Origin of the sequence: Amycolatopsis sp. MJM2582 (assembly GCF_000754115.1) — a bacterium.
Taxonomy (GTDB): domain Bacteria; phylum Actinomycetota; class Actinomycetes; order Mycobacteriales; family Pseudonocardiaceae; genus Amycolatopsis; species Amycolatopsis japonica.
The window spans coordinates 1,664,215-1,680,605 of sequence record NZ_JPLW01000001.1; the positions used below are offsets into that span (position 1 = coordinate 1,664,215).

Here is a 16,391-nt window from a genome sequence, read left to right on the forward strand (position 1 = left end):
GGAGGAACATCCGCCATGAGCGTTTTCGACAAGGCGAAGGACAAGGCCGAGCAGGCCATCGGCGCCGCCAAGGAGAAGCTCGGCGAGAAGACCGACAACCAGGACCTCGCGAACTCCGGCCGGGCCGACCAGACCAAGGGCGAAGTCAAGGAGGCCGGGCACGACCTCCGCGACCGCGCGGAAGGCGGCGTGCAGGACCTCAAGGACAAGTTCAACAAGTAGCCGCGAACGCAGAAGAGCCGGTCTCCGCGGAGACCGGCTCTTCGCACGACCACGCTGAGTCTGAAACCGCAGTGCATTGAAGACGCCGTTTGGCGGCAACGCCTTCGGGCTGTAGCGGTGCGATGAAACGTCGCTCAGCACCACGAAGGCCTGGTGCTCCGCGCATAAGTAGATCCACTCAGCCGAGCTTGAGTAGCCCTCCCCGACCTGGGCGGATGCGGTTCACAGGTGACCGAATGCTGTCGTATGGTCACGGAGACAGCACGCGCGTCACCTTGGGAGGGTGTGGCAGATGGCTGGCTATGAAGCTGTACTCGTAGAGATCGACGAAGCGAGCAAGGCCGCCGGGCGATTGGTCGATGACGCCCGCGGGCTCGATACCGTCGGCGTGGTTCCGGCGGGTGATGCCGGTCTTCCCGGTACTCGTTCGGCAGGCAAGCTGGCCGCGTTGAAGTCCGCTTGGTCGGGCAAGGGCCAGCGGTGGGCCGGAGCCTGGGAGGCGTACTCCGGCGACCTCGGCAAGGCCGCGGCGAACTACCGCGCCAACGAAGCGGCCGCCCAGCAAGATCTGCATGTCACGGTCTCTCACGGCGGGCCAAAGGCCAGCTGATGGTTTCCTGGGGAGATCTTCGACGCTGGAATCCGAGCGTGCTCTCCGACATGTCGGCCGCACTCAACGGCAAGTACCTGCAACTGCTGGCCTGCTCCGAAGACTTCGAGGACGCCGCGATGCCGAGCGGCTGGTCAGGCACCGCGGCCACCGCGGCAGCCGGTGCATCGAAGCGCCTCATCGAAGAGGGCAAGGAGTGGGCGGCCGAGATCGCGGCCATCCGCCGAGCCAGTGGTGATGCAGCTGATGCGGCCACCGGTGTGCTGGCCGGACTCAAGGAAGCCGAGAGCCTGGCCAAGGCGCATAACTTCTCCATCGGGGACGACGGTGCGATCACCGACCACGGACTGCCGCCGGACATCCCGGAAGAGCAGCGTGAAGATGTGGAGCGCGAGCGCAAGATCGTGGCTTCGGAGCTGGGCGAGCGTGTGAAGCAGACGCTGCTCTCCGCCGAAGACGTCGACAACGACTTCTGCGCCGTGCTCGACCCGGCGATCAACGGGCACACGATCGACGCCAGCGGCGAAGGCACCAGCCTGGCCGCGGCCGGAAACGCCGGCGAGGCCCTCGGCTCCTTGTCGATCCCCGCTCCACCTGCCGTCGACGCGGGCCCGGCGGCCAACGCCGCCTGGTGGGACTCCCTCTCGAAACAGCAGCAAGAGCGCCTGATCAAGGATCACCCGGGGTTGGTGGGCAACCGGGATGGCGTGGCGGCGTGGGCCAGGAGTAAGGCGAACATCGCGCTCCTGGCGGACGAGAAGCAGAAGCTGCTCGACGAGCGCACCGAGCTCATGCGCCACGCCCCGGCGGATCCGAGCCGGGATGTGCCGAGTGTGCACAAGTATCAGGAACAGCTCGCCAAGCTCGATGAACGACTCGCTGCCCTGAGCAAGGTCGAAGGCATCATGGTGGGGCCGGACGGCAAGCCGCTGCCGAACCGGCAGCTCATGTCGCTCGATGTCACTGGTGACAAGGTGAAGGCCGCGGTGGCCAATGGGGATGTCGACACGGCAAAGCATGTCGCCGTGTTCACGCCGGGAATGAACTCCGCGGTCGAGACAAACCTCGACGGCTACGTGAACGACATGCAGAGCGTGCGCGAGAGCGCCAATCGCATGGTGGGTGACCTCAGCGGCAAGTCGGTCGCGACGGTGACCTGGCTCGGCTACGAGCCGCCCGCGACCGACAAGCCGGGCGACTACGTCGACGTCATCGGCGGCGGCGCGGCGCAGGATGGGGCCGAGAAGCTGGCCCGCTTCGACCAAGGGATCAACATGTCCCGGCCGGATGACCCACACCTCACGGCGCTCGGGCACTCGTACGGCTCGCTGACCACCGGCATCGCGCTGCAAAGTGACACCGGCGTCGACGACGCTGTGTTCTTCGGCTCGCCCGGCATCTCTGACCAACCGTATGGAGACGGCATCGGAGGCCGTTCCATCGACCGGCTGCATGTTCCGGAGGGCCACGCCTACACGCTCGAAGCAGATGGTGACCCAGTTGCGGACGTCGGCAACATCACCCATGGGCGGTTCGGCGAAGACCCCGGCAGCATGGAGGGCATGAAGCAGCTGTCGACCCACGGAGCGACATCGCTGCTCGACGGCCGGCCGCTGGCTGCTTCTTCGGGGCACAGCGAGTACACCCTGACCACGCCGGATGGCACCGACAGCACCAGCAAGTACAACATGGCGGCGGTCGTTGCCGGCCGCCCCGACCTGACCATCTCGAAGTAAGCCCAGGTGAAACATGAAGCACGCTGCTCGAACCACCAGCTGGATCGCCGGGATGGCGGTCGCCGTCCTGCTCGCCGGCACGGCGTGTGACAGCAGCCCGGACTACCTCGACAACGACCACAGCAAGGACGGCATGTCGACCCAGCAGCAGTTCACCGAACTCCTCAAGCGGCCGGACGCCAAGCAGGCCCAGGTGAAGTACGACGAAGCGCTCACCGACCTGCGCGCCAAGCTCACCGAGGCCACTGGCTTCTCCTCGTGGCAGCAAGGCACGGTGGCCGAAGTATCGCCCGGCTGCAACGCTTTCCGTGCGGTCGATGTCCACGACGTGTACACCGCCTACACCACATGGGGCCTGCCGGACGTAATTCCTGAAGCCAGCTGGGTGAAGACCACGCAGGCGCTTACCGAAGCCGCGGGTAAGCACGGCTTCACGAAGAAGGGCTTCGAAGTCAACCAGCCTGCGTTCCGGGAGTTCCACCTGCTCGATGACTTCGGAGCGGATCTGACGCTTTCGACCTCGACCGGCACGACGACCGGCACCAGCACGATGCTGACGCTGAAGACGGGGTGTCACCTGTCGGCGGAGGCACATACGAGGGGCACGCCGCGGGCGACGGGTGAACCCGGGCAATGACGGTAAGTCAAAGATGCCGCCCGAGGCACTGGTGTCCACAGTGGTCACTTTTCCGGGCAGCAAGCGCACGTTTTATGGCCATAAGTCCGTTTTAACGGGGAGTCGTGAGTGGTAAAGAGGGTTAGAACGACCATCGCCACTCACGACCCCCGGGCAATACTGCGCAAAGCACCCGAATCGGACGCCTCGATCTTGAAAATTGTCCTTTTTGGACAGTCGGAAGGTACGGTGCTGGGTCTCGGTGGCGAACCCGTTCGCGCCGCCGACGCCATCATCTTTGACTTGCCCCTCAATGACCCAGGGGCTCGGGCAAGCACCGGGCACTGCGGCGAGGCAACCGTGACATTCGCGGGCAGCCTAACGAGGGCTTCTTCGACAAGCTGTATGTCGACGAGCATGGAGAGATCGCTCGGGCCCGAGGTCACCGAGCCGTTTGCAAGCCTGCGCGTGCTCGTACCTGTCGCAGGAAACGACTCGTCAGGGAGCGACCAACCACGATGGCCTGTGACAAGGACCACACAACGGGCTTCTCGCAGGCGTTCCTGGTCGGTCAGACGCCCGTGAGAACGAACAAGCCCCGGGTCAGGTGGTCCCGACCCGGGGCTTGAACGTTGCATATGGCGGTGGCGGTGGGATTTGAACCCACGGACGGGTATTAACCGTCACACGATTTCGAGTCGTGCTCCTTCGGCCGCTCGGACACGCCACCGCCGAGAACAATACCGGAGGGCCTTCCGGTGTCTTCAGGGGGTCAAGAAAGCTGCGAGGTGATCTCGTCGATCGCCGCCGTCTGGTTCTCGACGATCTCCTGTGCCAGCGCTTTCGTCTCGGCGTGCTCGCCGGAGGAGAGCACCGTCTTGGCCATCGCGACGCCGTTGCGCAGATGCTCGGCCATCAGCGGGAGCCACATCTTGTCGAATTCGGCGCCGGTCAGGTTCTGCAGCGACGCGACCTGCCCTTCGGTGATCATCCCCGGCATCGCGTGCCCGGCGTGGCCCGCCGCGGGGAGCACGGCCGCGTTCCACGACTGGAGCCACGCGGTCATCGTCCGGACTTCGGCCGACTCCGCCTTGACGATCTTGGCCGCGGTGGCCTTCACGTATTCGGACGCCGAGCGTTCCGAGGCCAGGTTCGCGACCTGGATCGACTGCTGGTGGTGCGGCACCATCTGCTGGGAGAAGGTGATGTCGGCCTGGTTGGCGCCCGGTGTCGCCGGGGCGGCGCCCGTGGCCGTCGAGCAGCCCGCGAGCACCCAGGCGACCAGCGCGAACAGGGCCATCGGCAGTCGCCGTCGCATCGATACCTCCGTAGTCAGGGAAAACCGGCCCCTCCGCCCTGTGATACGGCTGTGACCTTCCGGCGGTTCAAAACCGGATCAGCCTTGGTGGAGGTGACGGATCCGAAGAGCTCGACATCGACGGCCCCGATCGGGCTGTGCCGCGAGGCGGAAATGACACACCGCCGGTGTACGGGCTCCGTCCTCCCCCGACGGGTCCCGTGCACCGGCGGTGCGCCCCCAGTTCCCCCTGCTCACCCTCCCCGGTGAGCGTCCAGAAGTCGTTCGCCCAGATCGGCCTCGCGCAGGACGGCGTCGAGCCGCGCCCCGCCGAACGGGGCCACCGGGCGTCCGCCGCGTTTCCGGTCGCGCAGGTCGACGGCCAAGGCGGTGGTCAGCAGCAGGACCAGTGCCGTACCGACGATGAGCCAGTTCATCGGACACCTCCTCCGGCGACGTGAGGGAGGATTTGTGTCCTCGCTCACGTCGCCAAGGTAGCTCCGGAAATGCCGGGTTGTACCCGGACTTGAGGTTCATTTAAGGCAGCGGAACACCAATGGGCTATTTCCGCGGGGCTCCCGCGACATAAACGTCACCGTCGGCCACGGAGACGTCACGGGCACTGGACGCGCCGGTCGCCAGAATGCGGGCGGGGTCCCGGAAACCGGTGATCACTTCGACGCGCTGGACCGGTTTCGGTGTGGTGATCAAGGTTTCCGGCGTCCAGACGCGGCCGTTCTCGAGCAAGAACGTTTCGATGCCCGGTCGTCCGTCGCGCGTTCCGTAAACGCGCCAAGTGCCGCCATTGAGCTGTTCGATCTCACGCAATCGGAGTCCGTTCGCGACTTCGCGCACTTCCCAGTTCCGGCCGTTCCACGCACCCGCGAAATCGCGCGGCGAGCCCCCGGCGTCGAACTGGAACCAGGTGACGAACGGTTTGCCGTCGCGCTGGGTGCCGACCTGCAGGATGTAGTCCGGCGACTTGAGCCCGCCGGGGAGTTCGAGCGGCGTTTCGACGACCTTGAGATACCGCTCCTGCTCGGCGTCGTCGACCTGCGTGCCGAGGTCGCGGCCGGCCGCGGAGAAGAAGTGCAGGCTCCGCACGTCGAACGACAGGTGGTAGACGTTCCGGTGGTAGACGTCGTGTTTGTGCTGCGACGGCCCGCCGCCGGCCAGCGTGTAGGCGAAGTGGATCCGCCCGGACGACGGCAGGTACCGCAGCTGCCCGACGTAGATCTCGTCCATGTGGTCGGCCCGGCCCAGCGAGCCGAACGCCCACCGCTTCCCGGTCAGCTGCACGGAGTTCTTCCACGTCTTCCCGTGATCGCGGGAGACGAGGTACTTCATCGGGCGGAAGTCGGAGTTCGCCGCCGGATCCAGTTCGTTGGTCGTCTCGCGGTAGAACAGGAAAAGCGTGCCGTCGACGGTCTTCACCGGCATCGGGTAGCTCGCCGAATCGCCCTCGGGCACCTCGGTGTCGGTCCAGGTGCCGTCGAGGGAATGGGCGAGCGGCGCGCGGCTGAGCACGGTCCGTGTGTTGTGCATGCCGCGGAAGATCAGCAGATGCCCGTCGCCCGCCAGCAGCATCGTCGGGTAGTTGTGCGGATCGGATTCGCCGTCGGCGATCTTCTTCGGCGCCGTCCAGACGCCGGTCCGGTGGTCGTAGGCCTGGACGTAGGTGTCCGCGGCCTTGCCGGACCACGAGATGAAGGTCTTGCGCGCGACCGGGTCGAAGACCCCGCCCGCGTTCGGCCGCCGGTCGGTGCGGGACGCGACCGTGCTCGCCGGGGTCATCACGTCGAACGCGACCTTGCCGGGTGGTGGTGCGGCGGTCGCCGCGGGAACCGGGATCACGAGACCGGCCGCGACGAGCGCGCAAAGCAGTCCGCGCATGAAAAACGCCTCCTGGTGTGTGGCAGGCGGCGGAGTTCGATCGTCTCACGCGAGGATCCGAACGGGCTAGTGGTGACGAATCGTTGTCTTGACGTCTTCCTCATTTCACTTGTTCGGGGGAGTATGCCTCGACCGATCTTGCGAAAAAGGGGACTCAGCGTGACCACATCCCGACGTGCTGCCCGGAGACGGGCCCTGACCGTGGCCGTCGCCTCGGGCCTGGTCGTGAGCGGCCTGACCGCTCCGGCCGCGCTCGCCGCGCCCAGCGCCGACGCCGTGATCGCCGAGGTCTACGGCGGTGGCGGCAACTCGGGCGCCACGCTGACCAACGACTTCGTCGAACTCGCGAACCGCGGCGCGGCCGCCGTGAGCCTCGACGGCTTCAGCGTCCAGTACGCGCCCGCGTCGGGGAACAGCTGGCAGGTCACGCCGCTGACCGGCGGCGTCGCGCCGGGAGCGCGGTATCTCGTCGCGCAGGCGAAGGGCTCGGGCGGCACGGTCGCGCTGCCGACGCCGGACGCCACCGGTTCGCTGGCCCTGTCCGCGACCGCCGGCACCATCGCGCTCGTCCAGGGCACCACGGCGCTGACCTGCAAGACGGCCGCCGAGTGCGCGGCCGACAGCCGCATCAAGGATCTGGTGGGCTTCGGCTCCACCGCCGTCATCCGTGAGGGTGCCGCGGCGCCCGCGCCGTCCAACACCGCGTCCGTCGCCAGGGGCACGACGCTCGCGGACACCGACGACAACGCGGCCGACTTCACCTCCGGCGCGCCCACGCCGACCAACGGCAAGGGTGAGACGCCGGGCGAGACCGGTCCGCCGCCGGTCGACGCCAAGATCCACGACATCCAGGGCACCACACGGATCTCGCCGCTCAAGGACCGGAAGGTCGCCGGGGTCACCGGCGTCGTCACCGCGATCCGGAGCTTCGGTTCGGCGCGCGGATTCTGGATCACCGACCCCGCGCCCGACGCCGACCCGCGCACCAGCGAAGGGCTGTTCGTCTTCACCGGCTCGACCACGCCCGCCGTGGCCGTCGGTGACGCGGTGACCGCCACCGGCACCGTCCGCGAGTTCTACCCGGACGCGCCCGCGAGCTCGCCGTACCAGTCGCTCACCGAGCTGACGAGTGCACAGTGGACGGTCGGCTCCAGCGGGAACGCCCTGCCCGCGCCCACCGTCGTCACGCCGGACACGGTCCCGGACACCGTCGCGCCCGCGCCGGGCGGCAGCATCGAGCCGTTGCCGCTGGAGCCCGCGAAATACTCGCTGGACTTCTGGGAGACGCACGAGAGCGAGATCGTCAGCGTCTCGGACGCACGCGTCGTCGGCCCGACGTCGTCGTTCAACGAGCTTTACGTGACCACGAAGCCGAAGCAGAACCCGAGCGTCCGCGGTGGCGCGGTGTACCTGGACTACGACCGGCTCAACACCGGCGTACTCAAGGTCGCTTCGCTGATCCCGTTCGCCGAGCAGCCGTTCCCGAAGGTCAACACCGGTGACGTGCTCACCGGCGAGACGTCCGGCCCGGTCGAGTACAGCAACTTCGGCGGCTACACGCTGTTCGCGACGAAGCTCGGCGCCGCCAAGGACAACGGTTTGCAGCGCGAGAGCACCCGTGCGCAGCGCAGTGGTGAGCTCTCCGTGGCGACCTACAACGTCGAGAACCTGTCCGCTTTGGACAGTGACGAGAAGTTCGGCGAGCTGGCGAAGGCCATCGCCACCAACCTGGCGAAGCCGGACATCCTGAACCTGGAAGAGATCCAGGACAACAACGGGCCGACCAACGACGGCACCGTCGCCGCGGACCAGACGCTGAAGAAGTTCACCGACGCGATCGTCGCCGCCGGTGGCCCGCGTTACGAGTGGCGTCAGATCGACCCGGAGAACGGCAAGGACGGCGGTCAGCCCGGCGGGAACATCCGTGTCGGCTTCCTGTTCAACCCGGCTCGGGTGTCCTTTGTGGACCGGCCGGGCGGCGACGCGACCACCCCGGTCGGCGTGGTCAAGGAGCACGGCAAGGCCCACCTGACCGTCTCGCCCGGCCGTGTCGAGCCCGGGAACGAGGCGTGGGAAGCCAGCCGCAAGCCGCTGGTCGGCGAGTTCGTCTTCAAGGGCCGCACCGTGTTCGTCATCGCGAACCACTTCAACTCCAAGGGCGGCGACCAGCCGACGCACGGCCGCAACCAGCCGCCGGTCCGGAGTTCCGAGGTGCAGCGGGCCAAGCAGGCGACCCTGCTTCGCGGCTTCGTCGACAAGCTGCTCGCTTCGGACAAGAACGCGAACGTCGTCGTGGCCGGCGACCTGAACGACTACCCGTTCTCGCCCGCCGTGAAGACGCTGACCGCCGGTGGCGCGCTGAAGGACCTGATCGCGTCGCTGCCCGAAAACGAGCGGTACAGCTACGTTTTCGAGGGCCAGTCGCAGGTGCTCGACCACATCCTGGCGTCGAACGCACCGCGCGGTCTCGACTACGACGTCGTGCACCTGAACGCCGAGTTCGCGAAGCAGGCGAGCGACCACGACCCGCAGGTGCTGCGGTTCCGGCCGAGCGCGGGCAACCCGGTCCAGGACGCGTTCTGGGACCTGGCCGACTACCTGGAGAAGATCTTCGGGCGCCCCTGACCCGCAATTAGTCCTCTGGATGCGGTACTTGCACGCGCAAGTACCGCATCCAGAGGACGAAACGCGGGTGGGGTCAGGAGCGTTTGGCGCGCCACCCGAGGGAAAGGACGGCCTGCACGAGTTCCTGGTAGCTCGGCTTGACCTCTTCCAGGTACTTCTCCAGGTACCCGGCTCGCGCGGTCGGCACCGGGCGAGGTTCCTCGTCCTCCGGCAGCCACGAGAGGCCTTCGACGTTGTGCTGCGCCATCTTCCACCAGCGCGTGCACCGGTCGACGGCGCGCTGCTCGCGTTCGGCGGCGTCCGCGACGGCCTGATGTGCCTCGGCGAGCCGGGCCTCCAGTTCGTCCGCGCGGCCGATCTCCCAGTTCCGGAGGTTCTCCGCCGAAGCGCGCGCGAGGCCGACGATCTCCTTGTACCGCATGGCCGCGGTGATGCCGTCATCCATCGAGAAGCCCTTCCGGACGCTGGAACGGGATGATCACCTCAGGGGCGCCGTGCGTGGTGCGGTCGAAGAACAGCGCGCGGCCCGGCCGCGGTGACCAGTGCACGACCTGCCCGGCGGCGAACGGCGACAGTTCGTTGCCCTGGACGTCCAACGCCGCCCAGGAGCCGATGTCGTCGGTGCCCGCGAAACCGAGCGTGTCCTTCAGCCGGGCGATGCTGCGCCACCAGCCGATGGTGTGGACACCGTGCGTCGGGCCCTGCTTCAGCAGCACCCGCAACTGATCCAGACCGCTCTTGAGCTGTCCGGGCGCCTTCGCCTCGAGTGCGGGGATCGACGCGTCGACGCCGTACAGCAGCAGCACCCGCGCTTTGTCCAAAGAGGACAGATTCTCCGCGATATCGATTACCCGGGCGGGAAGATCGTCGACCAGGGTCGCTTGGTGGCCCTCGGCGCGCAGGCGCTCGGCCAGTTCGGCCACGGCGGGGACGGAAGCCTCGATGGGGCACGAGAGTACGAACTCCACCGTCTCGCGGTGATACTGGCGGGCCAGCGAACGCGCGGCGGAGTCCATGATGGACAGTGCCTCCGCCGTGGCCGCGCCGAGGACGGCGACGTTCCGGCCCGGGGCCTTCGGCAGCTCGACCCCGCAGGCGGCCTCGTCGACGTCGATGGACTGGCCGAGCAACGCCCGCGGTTTGTCCGTCGGCTTCAGGTCGGTGAACGCCGGGAACTGTTCCAGCACCGGGGAATGCGCGCCGTCGAACAACCGGGGCCGCTTGAACGACTCCGAATACCGCTCCCAGAGCCGGTGCTGCAGTTTGTTGAAGACGTCCTTGCTGCTCGCGTCCGGGACGTGCGCGAGCTGGTTCCCGTGCGCCACACCGGAATCGTGGTTGATCACCGCGTGCCACTTCGGCGCGGAGACGGCCGCGTTGTTGGTCTCGGACAGCACCCGCCGCGCCTTCGGCATGGCGATCCGCAGCGTGCACTGCTCGAACACCGCCGGTTTGCCCCAGAAGGCCTCGATCCCGGCGACGTCCTGGCTCGCCAGCACCAGATGGATGCCCTGCGACCGGCCTCGCCGCGCGATGTCCTCCAGCAGCTGTGTCGCGGTCGCCGTCACGCCGTCGCGACCGGCGAACAGGTACTGGAATTCGTCGATCACCGCGACGATCCGCGGCCAGTGCCCGCCGGGGTCCTGCTCGCGCAGATCCGCGAGATTGGTGACCTCGTGCAGTTTCGCGGCGGCCGACCGGCGGCGCAGCTCGTCGGCGAGGTACCGCAGCAGCGCCAGGCCGAACTCGCGGTCGGTGTTGACGTTGACCCCGATGAGCTTGGCGTGCGGCAGCCAGCTCGCGTCCCGCCGCCCGGGCGCGAGCCCGGCGAACGACACGCCTTCCTTGAAGTCCAGCAGGTACAGCGCGAGTTCGTCCGGCGAGTACCGTGCCGCGAGGCTGCCGAGCAGCGAATACAGGAAGTTCGTCTTCCCCGAACCGCTCGGCCCGCCGATGAGCACGTGCGGGCTGGCGTCGCCGATGACGACCTCCACCGCCTCGCCCTCGAAGAACCCGACCGGCGCCCGCAGTTCCCGCGCCGAGCTCTCCTTGCCCAGTTCGGTCGGCAGGAGGTCGGCGAACGCGCGCGGCCCGCCCTGTTTGGCGATCAGCGCCTCGGCGATCCGCCCGGCGGCGCGGATGACCTGCCCGGACGGCATCGGCGGATCGAGGTCGACCATCAGGTCGGGGCCGGTCATGCTGCTCGTCGCGTGCCGTTCGTCGTGCAGGCTCAGCGATTCGACCGACGTCGACAGCATGGTCGGCACGTCGATCAGGATCAGGCAGATCCCGGCCGCCAGCGCCCCGGTGGCGACCCGTTTCAGTTCGCGGGCGCGCTCCGGTTCGAGGGTTTCGCCGTTGCCGTAGAGCACCGCGACACGGAACGGTTCGACGCGCTGGCCGCTCGCCCGCCGGATCTCCCGCAGCGACGTGTGCCCCGCCTGCATCCCGGTCGCGTGGATGCGGCGGATGTGCCCGGCCAGTTCGTCGAGGAGATCCTCGAGCCGTCCTGGGTCGTACAGGGTGAGCGCGCTGGTGCGGCTCAGCGGGTACAGGTCGGGGAGGATCGCGGTCAGCTGCCCCACGTCCCACAGATGGATGCGCACCGCGCCGGGTTCGAACGTGCTCAGGATCCGCATCAGCAGGTTCTGCACGATGCCGTCCACCGCGGCCCTGGTCTTCGGCGCCGACGTGATGGACAGATGCGACTCGTCGAGCAAGGGGACCGCGACGTCGAAGGTGCGCGGGACGTCCTGGCCCGGCACCGTCGCCGAGCCGACGCGCCACAGCCCGGGCGAGGTGATACCGGGATTCCCGCCGACGCGGCCCAGCCAGTCGCCCGGCGGCCGGCTCGCGGGCCCCGGCGCGTTGTTCGCGACGAGTTCGCGCAACGCGTTCGGGCCCGCTTCCCAGTCGGCGTAGAACTGGCCGCGCACGCTGCCCAGCAGGCCGAACACCTCGTTCGCGGCGGGATGCCGCGACCATTCGGCGTACTGCTCCGAGGTGGAGTTGTTCATCCCCACCCGGACTATGTGCTGTTCCAGTTGCAGTTTGGCCAGTTCCGCCTCGGCGGCCTGACGGGCGCCGGCGGCGGCGCCGAGGACGAGCCCGATCTGGTGCCGGACCCGCTCGAGCGCCGTGGCGACGCGATTGCGCTGTTCACTCGCTTTGCTGCCCATACCGGCTCGCCGATCTCAGAGGCGGGATTGGTAACCGCTGACCAGGTCGTCAGCGGCGGAAAGGCGCGTCAGGAGGTTTTCCATTCCCTCGTCGGCCTGCGCCAGCTGCGCCGGAACCCACGGCACGGCTTGGGCCTGGGGTTCCACGATGGCGCGTCTGGACTCTTCGAGCAGGCTCCTGGCCCGCTCGGCATGGGCGCGTCCGTCGGCGAGGCCGGTTTGGACGGCCGTCAGCAGCTGGTGCAGTTCCTCGAGGTACATGTCAGAGACGGGTCGAGTACGACTCGGCCGACGAGATGCCCGCCTGGATGGTGCTCTGCATGCCGGTGATGCCTTGCAGGGCTTCGGCGAGAAGCCCGTGCGCCTGGCTCACCTCGTGCTGGGTGCTGCCCTGGGTGGCCTGGGAAAGCGAAAGCTGGGCTTCTTCGAGAGACTGCGCTGCCTGCTGAAGTGCGGCGATGCTCGCGGATGCCTTCTCGTTCGCGAGCGCGATACCAGCGCGGATCTCTTCGACTCCGGCCATTTTGGCGGACTCCTTGGGACGTCGGGGGCTGGAACGACCACTATTAAACTTAGCGTGATCAACTGACTCTGTTAAGTGAAGGTCCTGCTAAGTAATCAACAAGGCCCCGGACGTCGGAACGTCCGGGGCCTTGCTGACGGCGGAGGATACAGGATTCGAACCTGCGAGGGCGTGAACCCAACACGCTTTCCAAGCGTGCGCCTTAGGCCGCTCGGCCAATCCTCCGTGGGGAACGATACCGGATGCCGTTTCGGCCCCTCGAAGGCGGGTCTGACCTGCGTTTGCCGCTTCGCCGGCTCAGGCGGCCGCAGGGGCGAGAACGTCCGCCACGACGCAGGTGATGTTGTCCGGTCCGCCGCCTTCGTTGGCCAGTTCGATCAGCCTCGGGACGGTCTCGGCGGGATCTTGGAAGGCGCCGAGGACGTCCTTGATAACGGTTTCGACAACCGTTGCCGTTAACCCGTCCGAGCACAGCAGGAGACGGTCGCCGGGAGCGGCGTCGAAGGTCCAGATGTCCGCTTCGCCGCTGCCGGTGCTCAAGAGCGCCTTCATCAACAGCGAGCCGCGGGGGTGTCCCTCGACCTCTGACGGGTCGATGCGGCCGTCGTCCGCGAGGGCTTGGGCGAGCGTGTGGTCGCGGGTGAAGCGCTGAAGCGTCCCACCGCGGAGGAGGTAGCCCTTCGAGTCGCCGATGTGGGCGGCCGTGAAATGCGAGCCGTCGAACAGCAGGGCGGTCAGCGTGGTGCCCATACCCCGCGTCTCGGGGTCCTGTTCGGCCGTCGCGGAGAGCCGGTCGTCGATGGCGCGAAGCCCGCCGGTGAGCACCTCGACCAGGTCGACGTCCGCGAGGTCGAAACCGCGGAGGTCCGTGTCGAGCCGGGACAGGACGCCGACCGCCGCGGCGCTGGCCACTTCGCCGTGTGGCTGCCCGCCGATGCCGTCGGCGACCGCCAGCATCCTGGCGCTGGCGTAGACCGAGTCCTGGTTGACCTGGCGGCGCCGTCCGACGTCCGAGCCGGCGGCGTACCGAAGGGTGTACCTCATGGGTCCCAGTAAAGCAGCTGTGTACTGAGTTCACAAACAAAGGGTTGGAATAGCCAGCTGTCGGTTACGATGCGGCGATGGAGGAGCAAGCCACCGTCACCGCGGCGGACATCGCGCGCATCGCCGGCGTCGGCCGCGCCGCCGTCAGCAACTGGCGCCGACGTTACGGCGATTTTCCGCCGCCCGTCGGCGGGACGGCGTCGAGCCCCCTCTTTTCCCTGTTCGCCGTCGAAAGCTGGCTGCGTGAGCGGGGGAAACCGGTCGAGATCTCGCTCGGTGACCGGGTCTGGCAGCGGCTGCGGAACCTCGGCGACGATCTGGCGCTCGGTGACCGCGTCGGCCGGGTGGGGTCGTATCTCTCGCGTCGAGGCGTGTGGACCTTCTCGCCGCGCTACGACGACGCGGAACTGCTCGCTCTGCTGGACCGCTTCGCCGAGGAGCGAGGAGCGCGCGAGGCCTACGAGTTCCTGTGCGAACGCTACGTCGAGGCGCACTCGCGCCAGCTGTCCGTCACGCCGGAACCGGTGGCGGCGTTGATGTCCCGGCTCATCGGTCCCGAACCCGGCGTCGTGCTCGATCCCGCGTGCGGGCTCGGGACGCTGCTGCTGGCCTCCGGCGGGACCCGGCTGCTCGGCCAGGTCGACGATCCGGCGACCTCGTGCATCGCCGCGCACCGGCTCCTGCTCGCGGAGGCGGACATGGAGATGTATGGCGCGGACGCCCTGTCGATGGACTCCTACGAAGGGGTTCTCGCGGACGCGGTGGTGTGCGATCCGCCGTTCAACGAACGGGAATGGGGTTACGACGAACTCATCGGCGACCCGCGCTGGGTGTACGGCCAGCCGCCGCGCGGAGAGCCGGAACTGGCTTGGGTGCAGCACTGCCTCGCACATGTGAAACCCGGCGGGCTCGTCGCGATCCGCATGCCGCCCGCCGCGGCCGGCCGTCGCACGGGGCGAAGGATTCGCGGGAACCTGTTGCGTGCCGGTGCTTTGCGCGCCGTGGTGACGGTCGGCGGCGCGGATCTCTGGTTGCTGCGGCGGCCGGAATCCGGGGAACGGCCGCCGTCCCGGCTTCTTCTGACGACTGATCCGTCCACTGTGGAGGGTTATCTGCGCGGTGCCGACGTACCCGGCACGATCCGGATCATCGATCTGCTCGACGAGGAGATCGACCTTTCCCCGGTTCGCCATCAGGCGCGCGGCGAACACGCGGGCGAAGCCTTCCTTGAAGTCCTCAAGCGTTTCGAGGGTGTTCGGCCGGAACCGCCGTCGCTGGTCGTGTCCGACGAGAAGCCCTCCTACGTCACGATCGGGGAGCTGCTGAAGTCCGGGGTGCTCACCGTGCCGGAATCGGTGGAAGAAGGCGACGTCGTCGCGTCACCCGCCGTGCCCGCGTATGTCCACAATGGAGAGACGTTCGCGGCGGAGCCGACGATGTCGAAGTACCGCACCGATCCCGAACGGCTGGACGCCGCGTTCCTCGCCGGCTGCCTGCGCGCGGCCGGGCAGATCGCGCCGACCTCCTCGACCAGGATCGACCTCAAACGCACCCGGATCCCGCGTCTGCCGATCGAGGCGCAACGCGCGCACGGGGCGGCGTTCACCCGGCTCGCCGCCTTCGAGGACGCCCTGCGCGAGGCGGCGGAATCGGGCCTGGAGCTGGTGAGGCTAGGCTTGGCGGGGCTCACCGAAGGACAGCTCAAGCCGGAGAACTAGTGTTTATCGCCGATCGCTACGAACTCGACGAGCTGCCGCTCGGGCGGGGCGGGATGGGCGCGGTGTACGCGGGCCACGACCGGCATCTCGGCCGCCGTGTGGCGGTGAAGTTCCTCGGTCTCCCCGGCGGCCCGGACGCCGAACTCGAACAGCGTTTCATCCGCGAGGCGCGGATCCTGGCCACGCTGGAACACGCGGGCGCGCCGACGCTGTACGACTTCGGCACCTACGACGAGCGGTTGTACCAGGTCATGCAGTTCATCGAGGGGGTGACCGTCGCCGACCTCGCCGCCGAACACGGGCCGCTGCCGGTGCCGTGGGCGGCCGCGATCGCCGCGCAGGCCTGCGCCGTGCTGTCCGCCGCGCACGCGCTGTCCATCTGCCACCGCGATCTCAAACCCACGAACCTGATGCTGTGCCCCGACGGCAGTGTGAAGGTGCTCGACTTCGGGCTCGCGATGCTGCGCGAAACCGACGTCGCCCAGTTCACCCGCGCGGGACAGATCCTCGGCACCCCCGCGTACATGGCGCCCGAGCAGATCCAGCGCGGGATCGCCGGGCCGCGCAGCGATCTGTACGCGCTGGGCTGCGTCCTGCACGAAATGCTGACCGGCAGGCAGCTGTTCACCGGCCCGACGGCGTACGCGGTCTTCGAGAAGCAGGTCAAGGAGAGCCCGGCCGAAGTGGACGGTGTCCCGGGTGGACTGAACGTGCTGCTCGCGGAGCTGCTGGAGAAGGACCCGGAACGGCGGCCCCGCGACGCGGACGAACTGTTCGGACGGCTGGCCGTGTTCGCGCGGGACCTGCCGCCGCTGCCCGGCTATCTGGACGAGGGCGCCAACCCGGGCCGGATGTACGCGAGGGTCGTCGGCCGCGTGCCCTGAGACGCGATCGTGACCTCCCGATCAACAACCCCGACCGGGTGAGC

15 protein-coding genes and 2 tRNA genes are annotated in these 16,391 nt (G+C 68.1%); 7 read left to right on the top strand and 10 right to left on the bottom strand.

What is annotated here, in order from left to right:
• The first annotated feature begins 15 nt into the window (after positions 1–15).
• The 4 genes from ED92_RS08200 (at position 16) to ED92_RS08215 (ending at position 3,205) form a co-directional block, all read left to right on the top strand.
• Positions 16–222, top strand: coding sequence for a CsbD family protein (locus ED92_RS08200; RefSeq protein ID WP_037334843.1), 207 nt, complete (start codon positions 16–18; stop codon positions 220–222).
• 292 nt (positions 223–514) lie between these two features.
• Positions 515–832, top strand: coding sequence for a hypothetical protein (locus tag ED92_RS08205; RefSeq protein WP_052120316.1), 318 nt, complete (start codon positions 515–517; stop codon positions 830–832).
• A complete protein-coding gene (locus tag ED92_RS08210; RefSeq protein ID WP_063777560.1) occupies positions 832–2,568 on the top strand; it encodes an alpha/beta hydrolase in 1,737 nt (578 codons plus the stop codon). Before ED92_RS08205 ends, ED92_RS08210 begins: the two co-directional genes overlap by 1 nt.
• 13 nt (positions 2,569–2,581) lie before the next feature.
• On the top strand, positions 2,582–3,205 hold the full coding sequence (locus ED92_RS08215) for an LppA family lipoprotein (protein ID WP_081975723.1): 624 nt from the start codon (positions 2,582–2,584) through the stop codon (positions 3,203–3,205).
• 618 nt (positions 3,206–3,823) lie between these two features.
• On the opposite strand, the gene ED92_RS08220 is transcribed toward ED92_RS08215, so the two are convergent.
• The 4 genes from ED92_RS08220 to ED92_RS08235 form a co-directional block, all read right to left on the bottom strand.
• Positions 3,824–3,914: transfer RNA gene (locus ED92_RS08220), tRNA-Ser, on the bottom strand.
• 42 nt (positions 3,915–3,956) lie between these two features.
• On the bottom strand, positions 3,957–4,502 hold the full coding sequence (locus ED92_RS08225) for a DUF305 domain-containing protein (RefSeq protein WP_037334849.1): 546 nt from the start codon (positions 4,500–4,502) through the stop codon (positions 3,957–3,959).
• A 233-nt stretch (positions 4,503–4,735) separates the two neighbouring features.
• Positions 4,736–4,918, bottom strand: coding sequence for a hypothetical protein (locus tag ED92_RS08230; protein WP_037334852.1), 183 nt, complete (start codon positions 4,916–4,918; stop codon positions 4,736–4,738).
• 124 nt (positions 4,919–5,042) lie between these two features.
• Positions 5,043–6,374: a BNR-4 repeat-containing protein gene (locus ED92_RS08235; RefSeq protein ID WP_037334856.1), complete on the bottom strand. Its 1,332-nt coding sequence runs from the start codon at positions 6,372–6,374 to the stop codon at positions 5,043–5,045.
• Between the two features lie 159 nt (positions 6,375–6,533).
• Here ED92_RS08235 and ED92_RS08240 point away from each other — a divergent pair, with 159 nt between their 5' ends.
• Entirely contained in the window at positions 6,534–8,999 is a 2,466-nt protein-coding gene (locus ED92_RS08240) for an endonuclease/exonuclease/phosphatase family protein (RefSeq protein ID WP_037334859.1), read from the top strand.
• 73 nt (positions 9,000–9,072) lie between these two features.
• Here ED92_RS08240 and ED92_RS08245 read toward each other — a convergent pair whose 3' ends face one another.
• From ED92_RS08245 to ED92_RS08270, 6 genes are all read right to left on the bottom strand, one after another.
• Entirely contained in the window at positions 9,073–9,444 is a 372-nt protein-coding gene (locus ED92_RS08245) for a hypothetical protein (RefSeq protein WP_037334861.1), read from the bottom strand.
• Entirely contained in the window at positions 9,437–12,178 is a 2,742-nt protein-coding gene (locus ED92_RS08250; RefSeq protein WP_037334864.1) for an FtsK/SpoIIIE domain-containing protein, read from the bottom strand. Before ED92_RS08250 ends, ED92_RS08245 begins: the two co-directional genes overlap by 8 nt.
• A gap of 15 nt (positions 12,179–12,193) precedes the next feature.
• Positions 12,194–12,439, bottom strand: coding sequence for a hypothetical protein (locus ED92_RS08255; protein WP_037334866.1), 246 nt, complete (start codon positions 12,437–12,439; stop codon positions 12,194–12,196).
• 1 nt (position 12,440) lies between these two features.
• Positions 12,441–12,701: a hypothetical protein gene (locus ED92_RS08260; protein WP_005167132.1), complete on the bottom strand. Its 261-nt coding sequence runs from the start codon at positions 12,699–12,701 to the stop codon at positions 12,441–12,443.
• Positions 12,702–12,841: 140 nt separating this feature from the next.
• A tRNA-Ser gene (locus ED92_RS08265) sits at positions 12,842–12,926 on the bottom strand.
• Positions 12,927–12,998: 72 nt separating this feature from the next.
• Positions 12,999–13,745, bottom strand: a complete 747-nt coding sequence (locus ED92_RS08270) for a PP2C family serine/threonine-protein phosphatase (RefSeq protein WP_081975724.1) — start codon at positions 13,743–13,745, stop codon at positions 12,999–13,001.
• Positions 13,746–13,822: 77 nt separating this feature from the next.
• Here ED92_RS08270 and ED92_RS08275 point away from each other — a divergent pair, with 77 nt between their 5' ends.
• Together ED92_RS08275 and ED92_RS08280 are read left to right on the top strand one after the other, a co-directional pair.
• A complete protein-coding gene (locus ED92_RS08275) occupies positions 13,823–15,463 on the top strand; it encodes an N-6 DNA methylase (protein ID WP_037334872.1) in 1,641 nt (546 codons plus the stop codon).
• Positions 15,463–16,347, top strand: a complete 885-nt coding sequence (locus ED92_RS08280; protein ID WP_037334875.1) for a serine/threonine-protein kinase — start codon at positions 15,463–15,465, stop codon at positions 16,345–16,347. The genes ED92_RS08275 and ED92_RS08280 overlap by 1 nt, the downstream gene beginning before the upstream one ends.
• Positions 16,348–16,391 lie beyond the last annotated feature (44 nt).

What these genes read in the sequence shown, in the direction of transcription:
- ED92_RS08205 (WP_052120316.1), top strand. Translation starts at nt 515, where the DNA reads ATGGCTGGCTATGAAGCTGTACTCGTAGAGATCGACGAAGCGAGCAAG.
- ED92_RS08270 (WP_081975724.1), bottom strand. Translation starts at nt 13,745, where the DNA reads ATGAGGTACACCCTTCGGTACGCCGCCGGCTCGGACGTCGGACGGCGC.
- ED92_RS08245 (WP_037334861.1), bottom strand. Translation starts at nt 9,444, where the DNA reads ATGGATGACGGCATCACCGCGGCCATGCGGTACAAGGAGATCGTCGGC.
- ED92_RS08275 (WP_037334872.1), top strand. Translation starts at nt 13,823, where the DNA reads ATGGAGGAGCAAGCCACCGTCACCGCGGCGGACATCGCGCGCATCGCC.
- ED92_RS08200 (WP_037334843.1), top strand. Translation starts at nt 16, where the DNA reads ATGAGCGTTTTCGACAAGGCGAAGGACAAGGCCGAGCAGGCCATCGGC.
- ED92_RS08235 (WP_037334856.1), bottom strand. Translation starts at nt 6,374, where the DNA reads ATGCGCGGACTGCTTTGCGCGCTCGTCGCGGCCGGTCTCGTGATCCCG.
- ED92_RS08225 (WP_037334849.1), bottom strand. Translation starts at nt 4,502, where the DNA reads ATGCGACGGCGACTGCCGATGGCCCTGTTCGCGCTGGTCGCCTGGGTG.
- ED92_RS08255 (WP_037334866.1), bottom strand. Translation starts at nt 12,439, where the DNA reads ATGTACCTCGAGGAACTGCACCAGCTGCTGACGGCCGTCCAAACCGGC.
- ED92_RS08250 (WP_037334864.1), bottom strand. Translation starts at nt 12,178, where the DNA reads ATGGGCAGCAAAGCGAGTGAACAGCGCAATCGCGTCGCCACGGCGCTC.
- ED92_RS08210 (WP_063777560.1), top strand. Translation starts at nt 832, where the DNA reads ATGGTTTCCTGGGGAGATCTTCGACGCTGGAATCCGAGCGTGCTCTCC.
- ED92_RS08260 (WP_005167132.1), bottom strand. Translation starts at nt 12,701, where the DNA reads ATGGCCGGAGTCGAAGAGATCCGCGCTGGTATCGCGCTCGCGAACGAG.
- ED92_RS08215 (WP_081975723.1), top strand. Translation starts at nt 2,582, where the DNA reads ATGAAGCACGCTGCTCGAACCACCAGCTGGATCGCCGGGATGGCGGTC.
- ED92_RS08230 (WP_037334852.1), bottom strand. Translation starts at nt 4,918, where the DNA reads ATGAACTGGCTCATCGTCGGTACGGCACTGGTCCTGCTGCTGACCACC.